The 20,502-nt window shown below is 68.2% G+C and carries 11 protein-coding genes; 2 read left to right on the top strand and 9 right to left on the bottom strand.

What is annotated here, in order from left to right:
* Positions 1–47: 47 nt before the first annotated feature.
* The 5 genes from AKJ08_RS09150 to AKJ08_RS09130 form a co-directional block, all read right to left on the bottom strand.
* Positions 48–749, bottom strand: a complete 702-nt coding sequence (locus tag AKJ08_RS09150) for a hypothetical protein (RefSeq protein WP_050725787.1) — start codon at positions 747–749, stop codon at positions 48–50.
* On the bottom strand, positions 746–1,654 hold the full coding sequence (locus AKJ08_RS09145; RefSeq protein WP_050725786.1) for a metal ABC transporter substrate-binding protein: 909 nt from the start codon (positions 1,652–1,654) through the stop codon (positions 746–748). Before AKJ08_RS09145 ends, AKJ08_RS09150 begins: the two co-directional genes overlap by 4 nt.
* A 9-nt stretch (positions 1,655–1,663) precedes the next feature.
* Complete coding sequence (locus tag AKJ08_RS09140) at positions 1,664–3,100, bottom strand: hypothetical protein (protein ID WP_050725785.1); 1,437 nt, start codon at positions 3,098–3,100, stop codon at positions 1,664–1,666.
* A 172-nt stretch (positions 3,101–3,272) separates the two neighbouring features.
* Positions 3,273–3,551, bottom strand: a complete 279-nt coding sequence (locus tag AKJ08_RS09135; RefSeq protein WP_050725784.1) for a hypothetical protein — start codon at positions 3,549–3,551, stop codon at positions 3,273–3,275.
* Positions 3,552–3,654: 103 nt separating this feature from the next.
* A complete protein-coding gene (locus AKJ08_RS09130) occupies positions 3,655–4,419 on the bottom strand; it encodes a DUF6982 domain-containing protein (protein ID WP_050725783.1) in 765 nt (254 codons plus the stop codon).
* Positions 4,420–4,714: 295 nt separating this feature from the next.
* Here AKJ08_RS09130 and AKJ08_RS19245 point away from each other — a divergent pair, with 295 nt between their 5' ends.
* Positions 4,715–4,855, top strand: a complete 141-nt coding sequence (locus AKJ08_RS19245; protein ID WP_157370586.1) for a hypothetical protein — start codon at positions 4,715–4,717, stop codon at positions 4,853–4,855.
* Between the two features lie 104 nt (positions 4,856–4,959).
* Positions 4,960–6,000 (top strand): hypothetical protein, encoded by a 1,041-nt coding sequence (locus AKJ08_RS09125; RefSeq protein WP_157370585.1) that lies wholly within the window; start codon positions 4,960–4,962, stop codon positions 5,998–6,000.
* Between the two features lie 148 nt (positions 6,001–6,148).
* On the opposite strand, the gene AKJ08_RS09120 is transcribed toward AKJ08_RS09125, so the two are convergent.
* From AKJ08_RS09120 to AKJ08_RS09105, 4 genes are all read right to left on the bottom strand, one after another.
* The gene (locus AKJ08_RS09120; RefSeq protein ID WP_050725781.1) at positions 6,149–7,357 is read right to left on the bottom strand and encodes a threonine ammonia-lyase; all 1,209 of its coding nucleotides are present in this window, start codon (positions 7,355–7,357) and stop codon (positions 6,149–6,151) included.
* Between the two features lie 85 nt (positions 7,358–7,442).
* On the bottom strand, positions 7,443–9,902 hold the full coding sequence (locus AKJ08_RS09115; protein ID WP_050725780.1) for a DUF3536 domain-containing protein: 2,460 nt from the start codon (positions 9,900–9,902) through the stop codon (positions 7,443–7,445).
* 135 nt (positions 9,903–10,037) lie between these two features.
* Entirely contained in the window at positions 10,038–12,116 is a 2,079-nt protein-coding gene (locus AKJ08_RS09110; protein WP_050725779.1) for a glycosyl hydrolase family 28-related protein, read from the bottom strand.
* 297 nt (positions 12,117–12,413) lie between these two features.
* On the bottom strand, positions 12,414–20,063 hold the full coding sequence (locus AKJ08_RS09105) for a glycosyl hydrolase family 28-related protein (protein ID WP_157370584.1): 7,650 nt from the start codon (positions 20,061–20,063) through the stop codon (positions 12,414–12,416).
* Between the last annotated feature and the right edge of the window lie 439 nt (positions 20,064–20,502).

Below are 20,502 nucleotides of genomic sequence, written 5' to 3'. Positions count from 1 at the left end.
AACGGTGGTTGAGAGTGGAGGTGCCCTCCGCCCGCGGGGCGAAGGGACTAGAGAGTGGAGAAGGCCGACTCGAGGTTTTTGCGGATCACCGTCGCCTCGAAGGGACGGCGCGCGTCGATGACGATCGAGCCGTCGCCCTCGCGGGGCAGGAGGGAGACGTCCACGTCGGTGAGGAGATCGTTCACCGAGAGCAAGAGGCGCATCTCGGCCTCTTCCTCGTGGCCGATGTCGAGCTCCAGCGGGACGCGGGCGAGCACGCCGGTCACCGCCTTCAGGCAGATGCGCACCGGCACGTTGTCGCCGTCGAGCGTGGCGGTGCCCCGCGCGAAAAAGGCACAGCCCGCCGCCACGCCGTCGAACGCCGGCGCCTGGCCTACCGCCAACGCCGTGAAGCTCGAGGCGGGGACGGTGAGCCGCCGCACGGTCTGCGCGCCGCCGAGGAGGTCGAGGGTGACCGGGCCCGCCAGCGGAGCGGGCTCGAAAAGGTGATGGTGGTGCCCGTGCCCCCCGTCCGCGCCGGCTTCGGCCTCGGCTTCCTCGAGCTCGATGCCCGTCACCGTGAGGAAGGCGGACTCGAATCGGACGCCGCCGGAGACGGTCCCTGCGGGAACGACCACGACGTCGACCGTCCCGGTCGCCGCCTCGCCGAAACCGGTGGCGCACCCCGCGAGGAGCAGGGCCGCACCGGCGAGGGTAGCGAGGTGCGATGCAGAACGACGAGGATCGCTGCGCGTGATGCGGCTCGTCATCGCCCCTCCAGCCCGGCCCGGAGGCGCGAGATCAGCTCGTCGAGGTGGGCGATGTACGAGTCCTTGCCCGGGACCGAGCCGACGTCGCCCGGGAGGCGCACGAGCGTCGCGCCTCCCTTCTCGGCGACCGTCTCCGCGGTCCGCAGGTTGTACCAGGGCTCGGCGGCCACCACGGCGGGCGGCTTCGTCTGACGGAGCTGCATGATCACGCCGGCGAGGTGGGAGGGCGAGGGAGAGATCCCGGGCAGCGGCTCCACCGTCGCCACCTCCTTCAGCCCGAGCCAGTCCTCCAGGTACGCGAGGCTCTTGTGGTACGGGACGATGGCCCGGCCGCGGAAGGGCGCCATCGCCTTCTCCCACTCCGCGATTTTCGGATCGAGGGCTGCTCCGAAGGCGGCGGCGTTGGCCCGATAGGCCGCGGCGTTCTCCGGATCCAGGCTGGCGAGACGCTCCGCGAGGCCGGTCGCGATGCGCTTCGCCCGGCGCGGGTCGAGCCAGTAGTGCGGGTTCCCGCCGGGGTGCACGTCGCCGAGGGAGCGATCGAGCTTTGCGTCCGAGTCGAGCAGCGGCCCGACGAAGGCGGATGCGTCGATGTTTCCTGGGCGGCCCGGCTGGATCTTGCCGTTGCGCGCGCCGGTGACGAGGGTCGGGAGCCAGCCGACCTCCAGGCCGAGGCCCGCTTGGAGGAGCACGTCGGCCTGGTTCAGCTCGAGCATCATCGTCGGCTTGCCGTCGACGAAGTGGGGGTCCTGGTGGGCCGGCGCCAGGACGGTGACCTTGCCCTGCTTGCCGACGACCTCCCTGGCGATGGCGCCGAGGGAGCCGATCGACGAGACGACTCGCACGTCGGCGGAGGCGCTGCCCGCGAGCGCGAGGGCGAGAAGAGGGATCAAAATGCGAGACATGACGCTCTCCTAGAACGGATGCGCGCCGTGCGCGCCCATGACGAGCTGATACTGGAGGAAGTATTCCTGGACGCCCTTGGCGGGTTCGCCGGGCGTCTCCAGGCCGAAGTCGTAGTTGGCCTGGACGCGGATTCGCTGGAACTCGGAGGGGTAGTAGCTCACGGCAGCGCCCACCCGCTGCTGCCGCGCGGGCTCGAGGAAGGGCCCGATCTCGCCCCCCAGCTCGGGCGAGCCGAGCTCCCTGCCCCCGGGCAGGCCGAGGAAGTCGTAGCGGACGGCCGCCTCCCACTCTGCATCGAACCTGCGCACCAGCCAGGCGTACGCGCCTCCCTGCTCCACGCGCCCGTCTGGGGCGGTGGCGCGGCGGTAGAGGTATTCGGCCTGGAGGGCGGTGTAGGCCCGGGACGAGCGGTCGCGAAGCCGCAGATAGAGATCGCCTCCCCAGATGTCGGTGCGGTTCTTGTCGGTGACCAGCGGGCCGCCCGTGGAGTTGGGGCCGTTCGCGGCGGAGGCGCCCGCGACGAGGGTGAGGTCGTCGGTGAGCTCGAAGGAGGTGAGCAGTCGAGCGACGCCGATGAGGTCGGTGACCCGCTGGATCTCTGGGGCCGGCACGCCGAACGAGACCTCGTTCCCCGCGGATATGGCGGCGGTCCGGAGCTCCACCAGGAAGGGGAGGGGGAGGAGCACCGAGGCCTCGGCGCCGATTCCGCGGAGCTGCTCGCCGCCGAAGAAGCGCCGGTTCGGGAGCGGCATGTCGGCGAAGGGCGTGACCTCGAGGAAGTGCACCTGGTTGAACCGCCCGAAGGGCGCGTAGAACTGGCCCGCCCGGAGCTGGAGGTTCCAGGGGAGACCCAACGTCGTCGCGTAGGCCTCCTCGACCTCGAGGCCCTCCGAGGAGATCGCCAGGAAGACGTCCGCGCGCACGAAGGGATCGATGTTCGACTGGAAGGCGAGCTCGATCTCCTGGAGCTGCGGCCCGCGATGGGTCGGCTCGTGGGCGGGGAGCCGCAGGGTGGGCTCTCCCGAGAACCCCGCTGCGGCGAAGGTACCGATCGCCGAGATGTCGGGGAGGAGCTTGCCGACCGGCTGTGCCGACGGTGTCTGGAGGTGTTCGGGGTTCGGGATCGGGACGGTCGGCGGACCTTGCGTGGTGCCGAGCTCGGCGGAGAGCTCCGCTTCCAGGCGGGCCCTCTCGGCGTCCTCGTCAGGGGAGGACGCCGGGGCCGGTGCGGATGGAGCCTGGCCAGCAGCGGAAGGCGCCGCGGCCTGCGAGCGGTCGGGCTCCGGCGCTGCGACGGGAGCCTCTTGGGCGAAGGCGGAGAAGGGAAGGGAGGCGCAGAGGGCGCCCGGAACGAGGAGCGAGAGGGTGACACACGCGGTGTGATGGCCGGTGCGCAGCCCCCGAGCGAGGAGGCGCAGGCCTCCCGCCGGATTGCGAGACGACATGGATGGAGCTCACCTGTCGAGCTTGGACGACGAGCCCGACCGCTTGACGACGATGGACCGGCGCCACATGCGCGGCGCACGGCAGGACCGTTCTTCAGGCGCGCCTATGACGTGGACGACGGCCGATGCGCTCCGAACGACGGAGTGCGCGGGTCAGACCACGGCGCGAAGGTCAAGCTGCAGGTGGGGAGGTGGCGAAGCTGACGTCCGCGGGCTCGAGGGGCGGGGGCGGATCCGTATGGCGCCCGATCGCCTCGCCGAGCGGCGCGACGAAGACCGGCGGCTCGAGAGCGGTAGCGGCGGGCGGCGTCCCCGGCGTGGCCTGGAACGAGCACGCCGCGCAGTCGCTGCGCTCGCCGGGATCGTGGAAATGGCGCTGCGAGGCCCCAGCCTCGACGCCGTAGGCGACGAGGACGAGGAAGAGCAGGAACACTCGCAGGAACGATCGCATCGACTTCCACGGGGGCCCGGTACTTCATGGGCCCATCCCTTGTCTCGCACGAAGCGTCGGGAGTTGCAACTTCAAATGCGCCTGAGTTGCAAAAGGACCGCCTTCAGGTCAGCTCCACGTCGCGGATGGCGTGGGGATAGACGAAGATCCGCGCCGTGTTCGCGCGGGAATCGGCCGGGAGCAGGAAGAAGCCGCCCTGGGTCGGAAGGGGATCGGGGGCGTAGCCGGCGAGGGGGCGGCCATCCGAGAGGATGAGCCGCACCTGCCTCGCGCCGATGGCGGGTGCAGGCGCCTCGGTGCCCATGAAGAAGATGACCTTGATCGCGTCGGTGGCGAGGGTCTCCGGCCCTGCGGGCGTGGCCAGACGGATGGACGCTGCGTGGAGGTCGGCTCCGTCGAGCTTGCCGCGCCGGACTGCGCCCGAGGCCATGTGGATCACCACACGCCACGAGTCGGTGAACTGCGCGGACAGCTGGCCCGGCTCGACTCCGGCCGTGGGGTCGATCAGCTCGACCTCGTCGTCGTCGATCAGATCCTCGTCATCGATCGGCTCCGCTTCGTCGGCGGCCGCACGTCCGAAGATCCCTTCCGCGTCGTCCGGGACCGAGTCCGTCGACGGATAGGCGTCGGGAGCCCATTCGGCGGGCGCGGCGGGTCCCGCACAGCCGGTCAAGGCGTGGACCGCGGCCCTGGCGACCGCCGGATCGAGGCGTGCGCCCGCGGCGTCCAGATACTGGCCCGACGCGACCTCGAGCCAGTGCTGGGCGTAGGGATGCCAGTAGTTTCCGCTCGCCGGATCGAGAACGTAGCCTGCCTGGAGCAGGAGCGCGGCCTGGGAGGAGGGATCCGCAGGAAGGAGGTCCTCCATGCGATTCGGTTCGTTGGGAGGAAGGTTTTCGCGGGACATCGAGTGGACGCGTTTGAAACAGGGAGCCGCGTGCCCGAATATCGGGCCGACGGGCGCGGAAGCGCGAGGGCGGATCCTACGCAGAGAGGGTCGGCCGTGCCAAGCCCCCGCTTCATGGGAGCACCCCTTCGCCGGACGCGACGAAGGGTCCACGCCGCCAGCGATGCACGGTTGACGGGATCGGCGGAAGGTGCGAGATCGGAGCGCCCGCCGGGGCTGTTTCCCGCGGAACGCTTTTCCTTCCCGGAGACGAGCGATGAACGAGACGGAGTTCAAGCTGGAGCGCGCAGCGGACGATCGGTGGACGGGGCCCCGCCTGGTCCTGCTCATCGTGATCACCCTGGGCGTGGGTCTCGGGATCATCGGCAGCCTCGCCACGATGGCCGCGCCCTACTGATCTCGGTTCTCCCCGCCGGGGTAGCGCTCGCCTGCATGCCCGGAATCCGCTCCCTAGCGTGATCCCCAGGGGCGCCGTCCATTCGGCGCCCGGGGGATCCGACGATGGGTTTCGGGCGATGTGTGGCCATCGGCGCCGCGCTCCTCATTCCCCTCGGGGCGATCGCTCAAGCGGCCCCGGAGGGGTCATGGGTGGTCGCGGAGGGAGACGAGGAGGGCGCTTCGGCCTTCTTCGAGGATGAGGGCGAGGTCTCCGGCGCCCCAATCAACACGACGGAGACGGGCAAGGTCCACGAGGGCGCGATTCCTCCTGGGCCGCGCTTCCAGTCGAGCAAGCCCTACTGGGGAATCCGGGAGCATCAGCTCTACGCCGCGCCTTCCAGCGAGAAGGTCGAGGTGGACAGCGGCGATCTCCCCAGCATCCCGGGCCCGCCCTGGCCCAGCAATCACCAGCTCCACGACTGGAACTTCGCGGAGGCCTACACGTATCCGCAGCTCACGCGGAGCGTGAACTTCGAGGCGTTCACCTTCGTCGGGGGTGACGGCCACGACAACCCGGTCTTCGCAGAGCGGGTCCGCGCCAACTTCTACCTGCTGGAGGCGTCCGTCACCTTCTTCAACCAGGTGGCCGGGACGCGAGACAACGAGACGGACATGGACCTCGATCTCCGTGTGCCGTTCACGTTCGGGCGACACCATCAGCTCGCGCTGCTCCCGGGCGTGACCTTCCCGATCGACGGAACCGCGTGGTCGACGAACAACACCGACATCCGGATCCAGGGGATCTACGGCTTCGCGATCGAAGGCTTCGGCGTACAGGCCCGCATCGGCTTCACGGATGGCTTCCGTCGAGCGGGAGTCCTCAAGCTCCGCGAGCGGATCTCCAACCCTGCCACGCTCTACGGCGCGCTCGTCGCGTGGAGGATCTGGCCGGCGGTGCAGCTCCGCGCGGAGGCGAGCGGCGAGATCGGCACCGACCACAATCGCGATCGGATCTCCATCCTCCCCGGCTTCGCTTTCTTTCCCCTCGGCGATCCGCGCGTCACCGTCGGCGCTACCGCTGTCATCGAGGCTTCGGCGCCTCGCCTCAGGTTCCGGGGTGCGTCCTACGGCGGGCTCGTGAACGTGGGCACCGGATTCTACTGAGAGCTTGTGAAGAATTCACAAGCTCTCGCGAGCCGGAGGCGAGCAAACGAAAAGGAGCGCTTCTCGCGCGCAGCGCGAGATGAAGGAATCGCTCCCGCGCCGCGGGGGCGATTTCTTCACACGCTCTGAGCGGTCGCTCGGTACACCCTCAGAGCTCGGAGATCCGGTAGCCGGCCCGGTCGAGGGCCTGCGTGAGCTGCTCCACGTGGTCCCGGCCGCGGGTCTCGAGGGTGAGGGAGACCTCGGTCTCGCCGTACCCCGACTTGCCGAACGCCCGGTCGTGGTGGATCTCGATGATGTTCGCCGCCTGCTCAGCCACGAGCGCCGTGAGGCGGGCCAGGGAGCCGGGGCGATCCTCGATCCGGACCATCAGGCGGACCATCCGCCCGTCCTTCACCAGGCCGCGCTCGATGATCCGGCTGATCAGGTTGACGTCGATGTTCCCCCCGGAGAGGAGCATCGCGACGTTTCGTCCTTCGGTCCCGGAGCAGCGGCGGTTCAGCAGGGCGGCCAGCGGGACCGCGCCAGCGCCTTCGACCACCGTCTTCTCCCGCTCGAGCAGGAGGAGGATCGCGTTCGCGATCTCCTCCTCGTCCACCGTCACCACCTCGTCGACGTAGCGCCGGACGTACTCGAGCGTCTTGCCGCCGGGGCGCTTGACCGCGATCCCGTCCGCGATGGTCCGCCCGGCGGCGACGGTGACGGGCTCCGAGGCGTCCACGCTCGCTTTCATCGACGGGAAGGCGGCGGTCTGCACGCCGATGACGCGGATTCGCGGACGCGTCTCCTTCAGGGCGACGGCGACCCCGGAGATCAAGCCCCCGCCGCCGATCGGGACGATCGCCACCTCGAGGTCGGGGATCTGCTCCAGGAGCTCCAGGCCGATCGTCCCCTGGCCCGCGATGATGGAGTCGTCGTCGAAGGGGTGGACGAAGACGAGGTTCTCTTCCTCCTGGAGGCGCCGCGCCACCGCGTAGGCCTCGTCGAAGTTGCCGCCGGCGAGGACGACCTTGGCGCCGAACCGTCGCGTGTTGGCGACCTTGATCAGCGGGGTCCGGTCCGGCATCACGATCGTGGCGGGGATGCCCAGCCGACCGGCGTGGTAGGCGACGCCCTGGGCGTGGTTGCCGGCCGACGCCGCGATCACGCCCCGGGCGCGCTCCTCCGGCGTCAGGCTCAAGATCCGGTTGAGGGCGCCGCGCTCCTTGAAGGAGCCGGTCATCTGGAGGTTCTCGAGCTTGAACCAGGTCCTGGCGCCGCATAGCGCCGAGAACGTCTCGGACCGCGGGCACGGGGTCCGGATCACGAAGTCGTCGATGCGGGCCCGCGCCTCTTCAATCTCTCGAATGCCGATCACGAGGGCGAACGCTAGCGCCGATCGCGTAGCGGAAGCAACGACCGGTTACGAAGCTCGCGCTCGACTGAAGCAGGAGACGAAGGCGTCACGGGGACGGCGGGTCACCCGACAGGCGGCGCTCGAGCGCCTCGCGATCGAACCAGAGCTTCTCGCCGAGCCGCACGGCGAGGTTTCTCTCGACCGGGCCGAGGGGTGCGTCCAGGAGCTGGCGGAAGAGGTTCTGGGGCTCCGAGAGATCGAGGCCGGCGCCCAGCGCGTCGCCCAGCGAGATGAGCTCGACCAGCTCCCCGCCTCGGGACGCGAGCCCTCCCGCGGAGGCCTCCCTCATCCGCCGCGCCACCAGCGCCTCCACGCATCGCCGCGGCTCGTCGAGCGCGAGCCGCGCGCCCAGGCGCCGGGCCTCGGCGAGGATCTGGAGCGCGCGATCCGTGGCTGCCCCCAGGTCGATCCCTTCCTCCGCCAGGTCCTCGATTGCGCGCCGCAGGTCGGAGGAGAGGCTGAGCTCGGCCGCGGCCATCAGCTCCCGGGGGATCGGCGTATTGATCTCCAGCAGGAAGGCCATCAGCGATCGGTTGGCTTCGAAGATCAGCCGGTAGTCCTTCTCGCAGCGGGCCTGTGTCTCCCTCGTCAACCTGCCGGCGAGGGCCCGCCTGTCGTCGAGGAAGAGGTGGCGCAGGCCGAAGTCCGGCCCGACGAAGCGGGAGTCCAGGCCCCGGACGACGTCCGAGAGGGAGAAGCGCGCCAGGCCGTCGAAGAGCGCGACCTCCGCCTCGTTGTGGCTCTCCACGCCGGTGAACGCCCGGACCGCGCAGCGGAAGTCGGTGCCGCCGAAGTGGAGCACGGTCACGGTGGCGTCGAGGCTCTCGTCGGTCAGCTCGCTGGTCAGGCGGGTCCGGCCCACGGAGAGCGTCGCCGGTCCCGCCGTCTCGCGGCGGAACGCGAGCTGCTCGAAGCGATAGCAGAAGAGCCTGCCTCCCTCCGCCGGCGCCGGATCGAAGAGGCGGGCGATCGCGTGGTGGGCGGCGATCCCCTGCAGGGAGGCGATGGATGGCCGGACGAAGCGCTCGTAGACCGACGCGCCGTTGCCGAGGTCCGGGAGGTTGGACGGCGCGTGCTCCAGCACGGAGAGGAAGGCGGGCTCGAGGGAGGGGCCTCCCGCCTCCCGCGCGAGCTGCATCGCCTTCGCGGCGTACCGCAGGATCTGGATGGTCTCGAGGTTGGAGACGTCGTTGAAGAACCATCCACACGAAGTGAACATCCGCATCGCCTGGCGCTGGGCCTCGAGGAGGCGGAGCGCCTGAACGCGGTTCTCGGACGAGGAGAGGAGGCCTGGCGTGCGCGCTCGTGCCTCCAGCCACCGTCCCACGATCTCCGGCGTGCGCGAGAGCGTGAGCTCGATGTAGCGGTCACGGGCTTCCCAGGGGTCTTGGAAGAGCTGGCCGCCGTCCTGCTCGAACTGGGCCGCCAGCGCGTCGCGCAACAGCTCGAGCGCCTGCCGCAGCGGCGTCCTCCACTTCTGGTGCCATCCATCCTGACCCGAAGTGGAACACCCGCAGTTGCTCCGCCACCTCTCCACCCCGTGGGAGCAGCTCCAGGACGACGGCTCGGCCAGCTCGACCTCCCAGGACGGCGGATGCGATGCCAGGAACTGACCGTAGTTCGTCAGGCTCCAGCCTCGCTCCTCCACCCGGCGCAGCGCGGCGGCGAGGATCTCGTCCCCGCCTTTCTTGTGGTGGCCGAAGGTCTCGCCGTCGACGGCCACCGAGAGCAGCTCCTCGTGATCGCGTCCGGGGTCGAAGCCGCCCTCGAGGCGGGCGAGGAGCTCGTCGGCGGAGGAGAGGCCGCCCTCGAACGCGAGGCCCTTCGCGATGGGCCCGTCGTAGAAGAAGACCGCAATCGACGAGCCGTTCGGCAGCCGCACGAGATAGGGCCTGGTGGGATCGACGCGGCCGCCCTCCACGGACTCCCACTCGTCCCGTCCGAAGGGGCGGATCCGGCGCGCCTGGTAGGGCGAGAGGACGGTGAAGCGGATCCCCTCCGCCGCCATGAGCTCCAGGCTCTCGGCGTCCACCGCCGTCTCGGGGAGCCACATCCCCTCGGCCTTCCGGCCGAAGCGGTGGGCGAAGTCCGCGAGGCCCCAGCGGATCTGGGTGCGCTTGTCGCGCCGGGGCTCGAGAGGGAGGATCGAGTGGTTGTAGGCCTGCGCGAGGGCGTTCCCGTGTCCGCCGCGCTCCCGGCACGAGTCGCGGTCCGCCTCGAGGATCGCGCGGTAGATCTCCGGCCGCTTGCGCTCCATCCAGGAGAGGAGGGTGGGGCCGAAGTTGAACGAGAGCGATCGGTAGTTGTTCACGACCTCCGTGATCCGGCGCCCCGGCGTGAGGATGCGGGCGGCGGCGTTCGGGCCGTAGCATTCGGCGGCGATCCGGTCGTTCCAGTCGTGGAACGGAGCCGCCGAGTCCTGGAGCTCCACCTCCTCCAGCCAGGGGTTCTCCCGTGGCGGCTGGTAGAAGTGTCCGTGGATGCAGAGATGCAGAGGCCGGCCCACGCTGGTCCCTTCGGCGCGCTAGCTTCGGATCCGGCGCCTCGTGGAGGTCGAACTTAAAGCGGGCCGCGCGGGTCTGCCCCACGCCTGTTTGGGGGCCGCAGCGCCCGCCCGGGGGGCGGGCGGGCGCGAATTCGGTTACTGCGACATGAGCCGATCGAAGCGCTCGCGCGCCGGGAGGATCCGGGTGGTGTTCGCCTCGTCCTCTGGCATCACCCACGGCCAGGGGCGATCGCCGAAGAACGCGGGCTTCGAGCTCAGGTAGAGCGACGCGGGGAGCGCGTGTTCCCCAATGGCGGGATCCCAGACGATTCGCCGGCTGACGTAGTCGAAGTTGCCATTCCGGAGGGTCGTGGCGACCACCCTCGCGTCCTGTCCCTGCCTGCCTGCGTTGTGCTCGACGCCGATGGCCCACATCGGGACGGGGTTCCAATTCCAGGGCGGCCTGCCTTCGTAGACGAAACCGGATTGCGGCGCGGAGCTCATGTCGCTGCTGCCGAGCACGTTGCCGATGTACCTACAGGAGAGGTGCCACTCCGGGACCTCCACGAACCGCCGAGTGACCTCGTCGCGGAGCTGCAGAGGCGGGAAGGAGCGCCTGCGGCCGGTCGCGTGGTTTCGGAAGTAGACGTTGTAGATCGAGTTGCCCCAATAGGCGTCGCCGGAGATGTTGAACGCCTGGTTGCCCTCGAAGAGCGTGTAGTGAGGGGTCGCGTAATGCGACGCATTCAGGCCCACCTCCGGGATCGTGGGATAATCCCGCCCCCAACCATCCTCGAAGTAGTTGTAGGCGATCACGTTGCCAGGGCCAGCGCCGCGCATGGTGATCACCTTGTTGAAGTTCCAGGAGATGTTGTTCTCGATGAGGTTGTCGGAGGCGTAGTTCCGAAGGTCGATGCCGTATCCGCCGCCGCCCGGCGTGGGATTGGCGGTGCTGTGGAAGAACGAGTCTCGGGCTTCACAACGGAAGGTGCTCTCGAAGGCGATGCTGCTGCCGTTCGAGCGCTCGCTCTCGACGTCCTTCGCCCAGCTGTATGCTGCGGCGTAGAACGCGATGTTTCCCTGCTCGCCGCCTGCGACGTAGAGGTTCTCGACTCCGGACCACTTCTTGACAGGAACCATGGGGCCGCCCTGGTCGCCGCCGGCGAAGCGGACCACCTGCGCCTGGTTCGAGGTGAAGTAGGGAAGGCGCACGGGGGTGCTGAAGGTGAGGGCGTTTCCGTCGATGGCGGCGATCTCCAGCACCTGGCCGGTGGGCCGGTTCTGCCGGGAGTACCAGCCGCGCTCGGCGCCGTTCGAATTCGCCTGGTTGATCGGATTCCACCACGAGCCCACGCGCTCAGGATCGACGAGCTGGTCGATGAAGATCATCTCGCCCACCTGGTAGCCAGGGTTCCGCGCCACGGTGACCCGGGTCGCGCCGCGGGGCACGTCCGCGGTCACGTCGACGGGCGTGGTGTTCTTGATCCAGAGGTGGCCGAGGTTGATAACCGAGGTCTGCGAGCCGGCCGCCTTCAGGAGGCGCGTAGCCGAGGTCCCGCGGGTCCCCTGGCCTCGGAGCGTGACGTAGCTGGGGACGTTCAGGCTCTGCGAGCGGATGTTGTAGGTACCCGCCTTCAGGTAGACGATCCGCCGGCTGGCCTCGCTCGCCTGGTTGCCCGCGGCGTTCAGGGCAGCCTGGATGGCAGAGGCGGCGTCGGTGGAGCCGTTCCCGAGGGCCGGATCGACGGAGAAGCCGCCGTAGGGGTTGCCAGAAGGAAGGTAGATGGATGCCGGACGGCGGGCGTCGCCGTCAGCCGGAATGCCTCCGACGGCCGTCAGGCCCGGCTTCCAGAGCGTGCTCCGATCCGCCGGGAGCACCGCCGTCGGATTTGGCTCCACGGGCTGCTGGTCGCCACCGGTCGTGTCACCATCGCTCGGATCTCCGGGCTGCGGGTCTTCTCCAGTGGTGTCGCCGTCGGTCGGATCCCCGGGCTGCGGGTCCTCGCCGGTCGTGTCGCCATCGTTCGGATCCTCGGGTTGCGGATCCTCGCCGGTCGTGTCGCCGTCCGTCGGATCGTCCGGCTGCGGGTCTTCGCCGGTCGTCTCGCCATCGGTCGGATCGTCCGGCTGCGGATCCTCGCCGGTCGTGTCGCCGTCGGTCGGATCGTCCGGCTCTGCGGGATCCTCCAGCTCGGGACTCTCGTTCTCGTCGGGGGGCGAATCTGGGTCTCTCACCTCGGCGTCTTCAGAAGGAGCGCGAGGGAGGGAGTGCCCATTGCCACATGCGGTCAGAGAAACAGACACACAAAGGCCGAGGGCGAGGAACATCGAACGCAATGCGACAGCCTTTCCGTCAGTCGATTGGAACGGAGGCGACCGGAGTCACATCCGACCAAGACCGAACGAGGATGCCCCATTTTCGAAGTGAGAGGAAAGGCGTACAGCGGAGTTGATATCGCACCCTGCCTGTCTCGATGAGGGGGAGACGGGCAGGCGAGCGGAGGCGTGTGAGTTCGTTTGTTTCCGTTTGTGTCAGTTGCTGCTCGAGAGGAGCGAGTCGAATCGCTCTCGCGCAGGGAGGACCCTTGTGCGATTCGCCGCGTCCTCCGGCGTGACCCACGGCCAGGGATGGTCACCGAAGAAGGCGGGCTTCGAGACCAGATAGAGCGACGCCGGGAGCCGGTGGTCTCCGATCCCGGGATCCCAGACGATCCCCCGGGTGACGTAGTCGAAGTTGCCGTGGCGGAGAGTCGTGGCGACGACCGCAGCGTCCTGACCCTCGAGTCCGGCGTTGTGCTCGACGCCGATTGCCCAAATCGGAACCGGGTCCCAATACCAGGGCGGCCTGCCTTCGTAGACGAAGCCGGATTGCGGCTCGGCGCTCATGTCGCTGCTGCCGAGCACGTTCCCGACATAGCTGCACGCGAGGTGCCACTCCGGGACCTCGACGAACCGCCTGGTGATCTCGTCGCTCAGCTCGAGCGGCGGGAGGGAGCGCCTGCGCCCCGTCGCGTGGTTGCGGAAATAGAGGTTGAAGATCGAGTTGCCCCAGTAGGCGTCGCCGGAGATGTTGAAGGCCTGGTTTCCCTCGAAGAGCGTGTAGTGAGTCGTCGAGTAATGCGACGCATTCAAGCCCACCTCGGGAATCATCGGGTACCCGGCGCCCCATCCGTCTTCGAAGTAGTTGTAGGCGACCACGTTGCCGGGGCCGGCGGCGCGCATGGTGATCACCTTGTTGAAGTTCCAGGAGATGTTGTTCTCGACCAGGTTGTCGGAGGCATAGATCCGAAGGTCGATGCCGTATCCGCCGCCGCCTGGATTGGGGTTCGCGGTGCTATGGAAGAACGAGTCCCGTGCCTCGCAACGGAACGTGCTCTCGAAAGCGATGCTGCTTCCGTTGGAACGATCGCTCTCCACGTTCTTCGCCCAGCTGTACGAGGTGGCGTAGAAGGCGACGTTCCCCTGCTCTCCGCCGGCGACGTAGAGGTCCTCGACTCCCGACCACTTCTTGGTCGGCACCATCGGGCCGCCCTGGTCGCCGCCGGCGAACCGGACCACCTGGGCCTGGTTGGAGGTGAAATACGGGAGTCGTACAGGCGTGCCGAAGGTGAGGGTGTTCCCGTCGATTGCGGCGATCTCGAGCACTTGGCCGGTGGGCCTATTCTGCCGGGAGTACCAGCTGCGCTCGGGACCGTCCGGTTCCGGCTGGTTGATCGGATTCCACCAGGAGCCCACGCGTTCGGAGTCGACGAGCTGGTCGATGAAGACGAGCTCGCCCACGCGGTAGCCGGGATTGCGCGCCAGCGTCACCCGTGTCGCTCCGCGGGGGACATCCGCGGTCACGTCGACCGGCGTCGTGTTCTTCACCCAGAGATGGCCGAGGTTGATCACCGACATTTGGCTTCCTTCGGCTTTGACGAGCCTCGTAACGGTGTCGCCGCGGGCCCCGCGTCCGCGCAGGGTCACGAAGCTCGGGACGTTCAGGCCTTCGCCGCTGATGAAGTAGGTACCGGCGGCTAGGTACACGACCCGTCGGCTGGTTTCGCGGGCCTGGTTGCCAGCGGCGTTCAGGGCGGCCTGGATGGCGGCCGCGGCGTCGGTCGTGCCGTCGGCCAGAGCGGGATTCACCGAGAAGCCCGCGTACGGATTTCCGGCTGGTAGGTAGATGGTCGCTGGACGGCGGGCGTCGTGATCCGAAGGGATCCCGCCAACCGCCATGAGGCCTGGCTCCCAAAGCGTGATCCGGTCCGCCGGGAGCAGACCCTCGACAGGGGGCTCGACCACCGTGACCAACGCGATGGCGACGGCGCCAGGATCGGCGACGGAGGTTGCGACCACTGTGTAGAGGCCGGGTACGATCGGAGCGGTGTATCGGCCGCCGGCGTCGATCGTGCCCCTGGACGCGCTCCAGGTCACGGCCGAGTCGCTCGCGCCCGAGACCATCGCGTAGAATTGATGGCTCTCCAAGGTGAGGAGTTCGATATCACCGGGAGCGATCGTGACGACTGCGGGCTCTCGCGGCCTCACCGTGACTCGCGCCGTGGCGCTGCCTCGCGGGTCGGCCAGGCTCGTCGCGACGACGGCGTAGATTCCAGGCCGAGACGGGGCGGTGAAGAGGCCGGTTGCGTCGATGACGCCGGCTGACGCAGACCAGGTCACGGCCTGGTCGGTGGTGCCGGATACCGACGCCTGGAACCGGAAGCTTTCCGAGATGAGGACCTGAATCTCGACGGGCACGATCGAGACGATCACGGGCTCTCGTTCCCACACCGTGATCCGCGCGGTTGCGGTGGAGTGCGGATCGGCCAGGCTGGTGGCGATGACGGCGTAGATTCCCGGCTCTGACGGAGCAACGAATAGGCCGCCTTCGTCGATGGTGCCACCCGACGTCGACCAGCTCACCGTACGGTCGTTGGTGCCGGATACCCGAGCTTGGAACCGGTGGCTCTCGGAAGTGAGAAGCTCGATTTCGGCGGGATCGATCGTGACGACGACCGGCTCTCGTGCCCTCACGACGACCTGCACGGTGGCGCTGCTCTGCGGATCGGCCAGGCTGGTGGCGATGACCGTGTACACGCCTGGTCCTGTCGGAGCGGTGTAGAGGCCGGTGAAATCGATCGTGCCGCCCGAGGCGAACCAGCTCACGCCGTGATCGTCTGTGCCAGTAACCCGAGCTTGAAATCGGTGGCTCTCGGAAGTGAGGAGCTCGATTTCGGCGGGTTCGATCGCGACGACCACCGGCTCTCGCGCCCTCACGACGACCTGCGCAGTGGCGCTGCTCTGCGGATCGGCCAGGCTGGTGGCGATCACGGAGTAGGTCCCCGGCTCCGACGGGGCATTGAATTGGCCGCCCGCGTTGATGGTGCCACCCGACGCCGACCAGCTCACTGATTGATCGGCGGTGCCGGACAACCAAACCAGGAAACGCTGGCTCTCGAAGGTGAGGAGCTCGACGTAGATCGGGTCGATCGAGACGACGATCGGCTCTCGCGCCCTCACGACGACCTGCGCGGTGGCGCTGCTCTGTGGATCGGCGAGGCTGGTGGCGACGACCACGTACATCCCGGGTTCAGACGGAGCGGTGTAGAGGCCGCTGGAGTCGATCGTGCCGATCGACGTGGACCACCTCACCGTCTGGTCGACGGTTCCCGACACCCGAGTTTGGAACCGGTGGCTCTCGGAAGTGAGAAGCTCGATTTCGGCGGGTTCGATTGTGACGACGACCGGCTCTCGCGCCCTCACGACGACCTGCGCGGTGGCGCTGCTCTGCGGATCGGCCAGGCTGGTGGCGACCACGGCGTAGGTTCCCGGTTGAGACGGGGCGGCGAAGAGGCCGGTTGCGTCGATGGCGCCGGCCGATGCGAACCAGGTCACGGCCTGGTCGGTGGTGCCGGATACCCACGCTTGGAACCGCTGGCTCTCGGAGGTGAGGAGCTCGACGTAGGTCGGGTCGATCGAGACGACGACCGGCTCCCGCGCCTTCACGACAACCTGCGCTGTGGCGGTGGCCTGCGGATCAGCCAAGCTGGTGGCAACCACGGAGTAGGTCCCCGAATCCGACGGGGCAATGTAGAGGCCGCCTCCGTCGATGGTGCCACCCGACGCCGACCAGCTCACCGTACGGTCGTCGGTGCCGGAGACCCACGCTTGGAATCGCTGGCTCTCGGAGGTGAGGAGCTCGACGTAGATCGGGTCGATCGAAACAATGACCGGCTCCCGCGCCTTGACCGTGATCCGCGCGGTGGCGCTTGCCTGCGGATCGGCAAGGCTGGTCGCAATCACGGCGTAGATTCCCGGGTCCGAAGGGGCAGTGTAGAGGCCGGTTGCGTCGATGACGCCTGCTGGTGCGGACCAGGTCACGGCCTGGTCGGTGGTGCCGGATACAGACGCCTGGAACCGGCGGCTCTCAGAGGTGAGGAGCTCGATTTCGGCGGGTTCGATCGTGACGACGACCGGCTCTCGCGCCATTACCCTGACTCGCGCGGTGGCACTGCTCTGCGGCTCTGCCAGGCTCGTCGCGACGACCACGAATGTTCCTGGCTGAGACGGGGCGGTGAAGAGGCCAGTTGTGTCGATGAAGCCGGCTGACGCGGACCAGGTCACGGCTTGGTCGGTGGTGCCGGATACCGACGCCTGGAACCGGTGGCTCTCGGAAGTGAGAAGCTCGATTTCGGCGGGTTCGATCGTGACGACGACCGGCTCTCGCGCCCTCACGACGACCTGCGCGGTGGCGCTTGCTCGCGGATCGGCGAGGCTGGTTGCTGTCACGGCATAGGTTCCCGGCTCGGGCGGGGCGGTGTAAAGGCCTCCGTCGTCGACGGTCCCGTGAGATGCAAACCAACTCACGCGCCCGTCGTTCGTGCCCGACACCCGGGATTCGAACAGGTGGCTCTCGGACGTGAGAAGCTCGATCTCGGTGGGTTCGATTGTGACGACGACCGGCTCTCGGGCCCTCACCGTGATCCGCGCGGTGGCGCTGGCCCGCGGGTCGGCGAGGCTGGTGGCGACTACGGCGTAGGTTCCCGGTTGAGACGGGGCGGCGAAGAGGCCGGTTGCGTCGATGGCGCCGGCCGATGCGAACCAGGTCACGGCCTGGTCGGTGGTGCCGGATACCCACGCTTGGAACCGCTGGCTCTCGGAGGTGAGGAGCTCGACGAAGATCGGGTCGATCGAGACGACGATCGGCTCTCGCGCCTTCACGACAACCTGCGCGATGGCGGTGGCCTGCGGATCAGCCAAGCTGGTGGCAACCACGGAGTAGGTCCCCGGTTGAGACGGGGCGGCGAAGAGACCGGTTGCGTCGATGGCGCCGGCCGATGCGAACCAGGTCACGGCCTGGTCGGTGGTGCCGGATACCCACGCTTGGAACCGCTGGCTCTCGGAGGTGAGGAGCTCGACGAAGATCGGGTCGATCGAAACAACGACCGGCTCCCGCGCCTTGACCATGATCCGCGCGGTGGCGCTTGCCTGCGGATCGGCAAGGCTGGTCGCAATCACGGCGTAGGTTCCCGGGTCCGAAGGGGCAGTGTAGAGGCCGGTTGCGTCGATGACGCCTGCTGGTGCGGACCAGGTCACGGCCTGGTCGGTGGTGCCGGATACAGACGCCTGGAACCGGCGGCTCTCAGAGGTGAGGAGCTCGATTTCGGCGGGTTCGATCGTGACGATGACCGGCTCTCGCGCCGTCACCCTGACTTGGGCGGTGGCACTGCTCTGCGGCTCGGCCAGGCTCGTCGCGACGACCACGAATGTTCCTTGATGAGACGGGGCGGTGAAGAGGCCTGTCGGGTCGATGGTGCCGCCCGATGCCGACCAGCTCACCGTATGGTCGTTGGTGCCGGATACCGACGCCTGGAACCTGCGGCTCTCGGAAGTGAGAAGCTCGATTTCGGTGGGTTCGATCGTGACGACGACCGGCTCTCGCGCCCTCACGACGACCTGCGCCGTGGCGGTGGCCCGCCGGTCGGCGAGGCTGGTCACCATCACGGCGTAGGTTCCCGGTTGGGAAGGTGCGGTGTAGAGGCCAGTTGAGTCGATGGCGCCGGCTGTTGCGGACCAGGTCACGGCCTGGTCGGTGGTGCCGGAGACCGACGCCTGGAACAGGTGGCTCTCGGAAGTGAGAAGCTCGATTTCGGCGGGTTCGATCGTGACGACTACCGGCTCTCGCGCCCTCACGACGACCTGCGCGGTGGCGCCGCTCTGCGGATCGGCCAGGCTGGTGGCGACTACGGAGTAAGTTCCCGGCTCCGACGGTGAAGTGTAGAGGCCCCCTGCGTCGATGGTGCCGCCTGACGCTGACCAGCTCACCGTATGGTCGTCGGTGCCGGACACCCACGCTTGGAAACGCTGGCTCTCGGAGGTGAGGAGCTCGACGTAGATCGGGTCGATCGAGACGACGACCGGCTCCCGCGCCCTCACGACAACCTGCGCGGTGGCGGTGGCCTGCGGATCAGCAAAGCTGGTGGCAACCACGGAGTAGGTTCCCGGCTCAGAGGGGGCGGTGTAGAGGCCCGTGGCGACTATCGTGCCGCCCGACGCGGACCAGCTGACGGTGTGGTCCTCGGTGCCGGAAACTCGAGCTTGGAACCGGTGGCTCTCGGAAGTGAGAAGCTCGATTTCGGTAGGCTCAATCGTGACGACGACCGGCTCCCGTGCCTTGACCGTGACCTGCGCGGTGGCGCTGCTTTGCGGATCGGCCAGGCTGGTGGCGATGACCGTGTACACGCCTGGTTCTGTCGAAGCGGTGTAGAGGCCGGTGGAGTCGATCGTGCCGCCCGACGCGGTCCAGCTCACTATTTGGTCGACGGTTCCCGAAACCCGAGCTTGGAATAGGTGACTCTCGGAAGTGAGGAGCTCGATATCGGAAGGTTCGATCGTGACGACGACCGGCTCTCGTGCCTTGACCGTAACTTGAGCGGTGGCGCTGCTTTGCGGGTTGGCCAGGCTGGTTGCGACCAGAGTGTAGGTTCCCGGCTCGGGTGGAGCCGTATAGAGGCCAGAGTCGATCGTGCCGCGCGACGCGGACCAGCTCACGCCGTGATCGTCGGTTCCGGACACCCGAGCTTGGAACAGGTGACTCTCGGAAGTGAGAAGCTCGATTTCGGCGGGTTCGATCGTGACGACGACCGGCTCTCGCGCCCTCACGACGACTTGCGCAGTGGCGCTGGACTGCGGGTCGGCCAGGCTGGTGGCGACTACGGAGTAGGTTCCCTGCTCGGATGGGGCGGTGTAGAGCCCGGTCGAGTCGATGGTGCCTCCCGACGCGGACCAGCTCACTGAATGATCGTCGGTGCCGGACACCCAGGCTTGGAACCGCTGGCTCTCTGAGGTGAGGAGCTCGACGTAGGTCGGGTCGATCGAGACCACGACGGGTTCTCGCGCCCTCACTGTGACTTGCGCCGTGCCGGTCGCCTGCGGATCCACCAGGCTGGTGGCGACAACCGTGTACAGGCCGAGTTCGGTCGGAGCGGTGTAGAGCCCGGTGGAGTCGATCGTGCCGCCCGACGCGGACCAGTTCACCGAGTGATCGTTGATGCCTGACACCCGAGCTTGGAACCGGTGGCTCTCGGAGCTGAGAAGGCCGATTTCGGCGGGGTCGATCGTGACGACCACCGGCTCTTGCGCCCGCACGGTGACTTGCGCGGTGGCGCTGGCCTGCGGATCGGCGAGGCTGGTAGCGATCACCGAGTAGGTGCCCGGTTCGGATGGAGCGGTGTAGAGGCCGGTGGCGTCGATTGTTCCGGCCGACGTGGTCCAGCTCACGGTCGTGTCGTCGGCACCGGAGACGATGGCCTGGAATCGCAGGCGCTCCGCGGCGAGGAGGTCGATCGTGGCCGGTTCGACTGTGACGACCACCGGCTCCCGTTCCCTCACGGTGATAGAGGCTGACGCGCTGAGATCGGGGTCGATGACGCTGGTTGCGACTAAAGTGAATACACCTGGTGCCGAAGGAGCCGTGTAGAGGCCCGTGGGATCGACCGCGCCTCCCCGTGCGCCTTCGTCGACGCGCCAGATCACGGCCTGGTCGTCGCTGCCCAGGACAACGGCGTGGAACTGGCGGCGCCCGCCAGCGTCCACTGTCGCCGATGGTGGCTCGAGGACGATGGGCGAGTCGTCCGGGCCGGCACGGACCCGGATCACGGACGTCGCGCGGATCTCCGGATTGCCGATCCGGGACGCGACCAACGTGAACGTCCCGGGCAACGCTGGGCCGTGTACCGACCCTTCGGGTCGATGGTTCCGCCGTGGGCCTCCGCGACCGACCAGACCACCGCCACGGCGGCGCCTTCGACGTCGACGGCTGTGAACGTCTGTCGTTCCCCGGTTCTCACCTCTGCGCTGGCCGGCTCGACTTCGATCGGCGTCGGCTTCGACTCCGATCCATGCGAAGAAGCACCGTCGCTACACGCGCCGGCGATCGACAAATAGGAGAAAGCCAGCGCAAGGCAGAACATGCGTCCAGGGAGCATCGGTGACTCCATTGCGGCGGCGGGAACTGCGAACGCTTACCCCAGTCGAATGGCGCTGGAAAGGCCCGTCGGGCTCGAGACAATGGCCCGAATGGGTGTATTGGATACTTAGATTTTCATTGAATGCAGGAGCAACAGCATCGCTCACGCCTCGA

It is taken from the genome of Vulgatibacter incomptus, from assembly GCF_001263175.1.
GTDB lineage: Bacteria > Myxococcota > Myxococcia > Myxococcales > Vulgatibacteraceae > Vulgatibacter > Vulgatibacter incomptus.
This window is presented reverse-complemented; position numbering and strand designations above follow the sequence as displayed.

Coding starts and splice junctions, on each gene's coding strand:
- AKJ08_RS19245 (WP_157370586.1), top strand. CDS start 4,715: ATGAACGAGACGGAGTTCAAGCTGGAGCGCGCAGCGGACGATCGGTGG.
- AKJ08_RS09135 (WP_050725784.1), bottom strand. CDS start 3,551: ATGCGATCGTTCCTGCGAGTGTTCCTGCTCTTCCTCGTCCTCGTCGCC.
- AKJ08_RS09150 (WP_050725787.1), bottom strand. CDS start 749: ATGACGAGCCGCATCACGCGCAGCGATCCTCGTCGTTCTGCATCGCAC.
- AKJ08_RS09145 (WP_050725786.1), bottom strand. CDS start 1,654: ATGTCTCGCATTTTGATCCCTCTTCTCGCCCTCGCGCTCGCGGGCAGC.
- AKJ08_RS09130 (WP_050725783.1), bottom strand. CDS start 4,419: ATGGAGGACCTCCTTCCTGCGGATCCCTCCTCCCAGGCCGCGCTCCTG.
- AKJ08_RS09140 (WP_050725785.1), bottom strand. CDS start 3,100: ATGTCGTCTCGCAATCCGGCGGGAGGCCTGCGCCTCCTCGCTCGGGGG.
- AKJ08_RS09125 (WP_157370585.1), top strand. CDS start 4,960: ATGGGTTTCGGGCGATGTGTGGCCATCGGCGCCGCGCTCCTCATTCCC.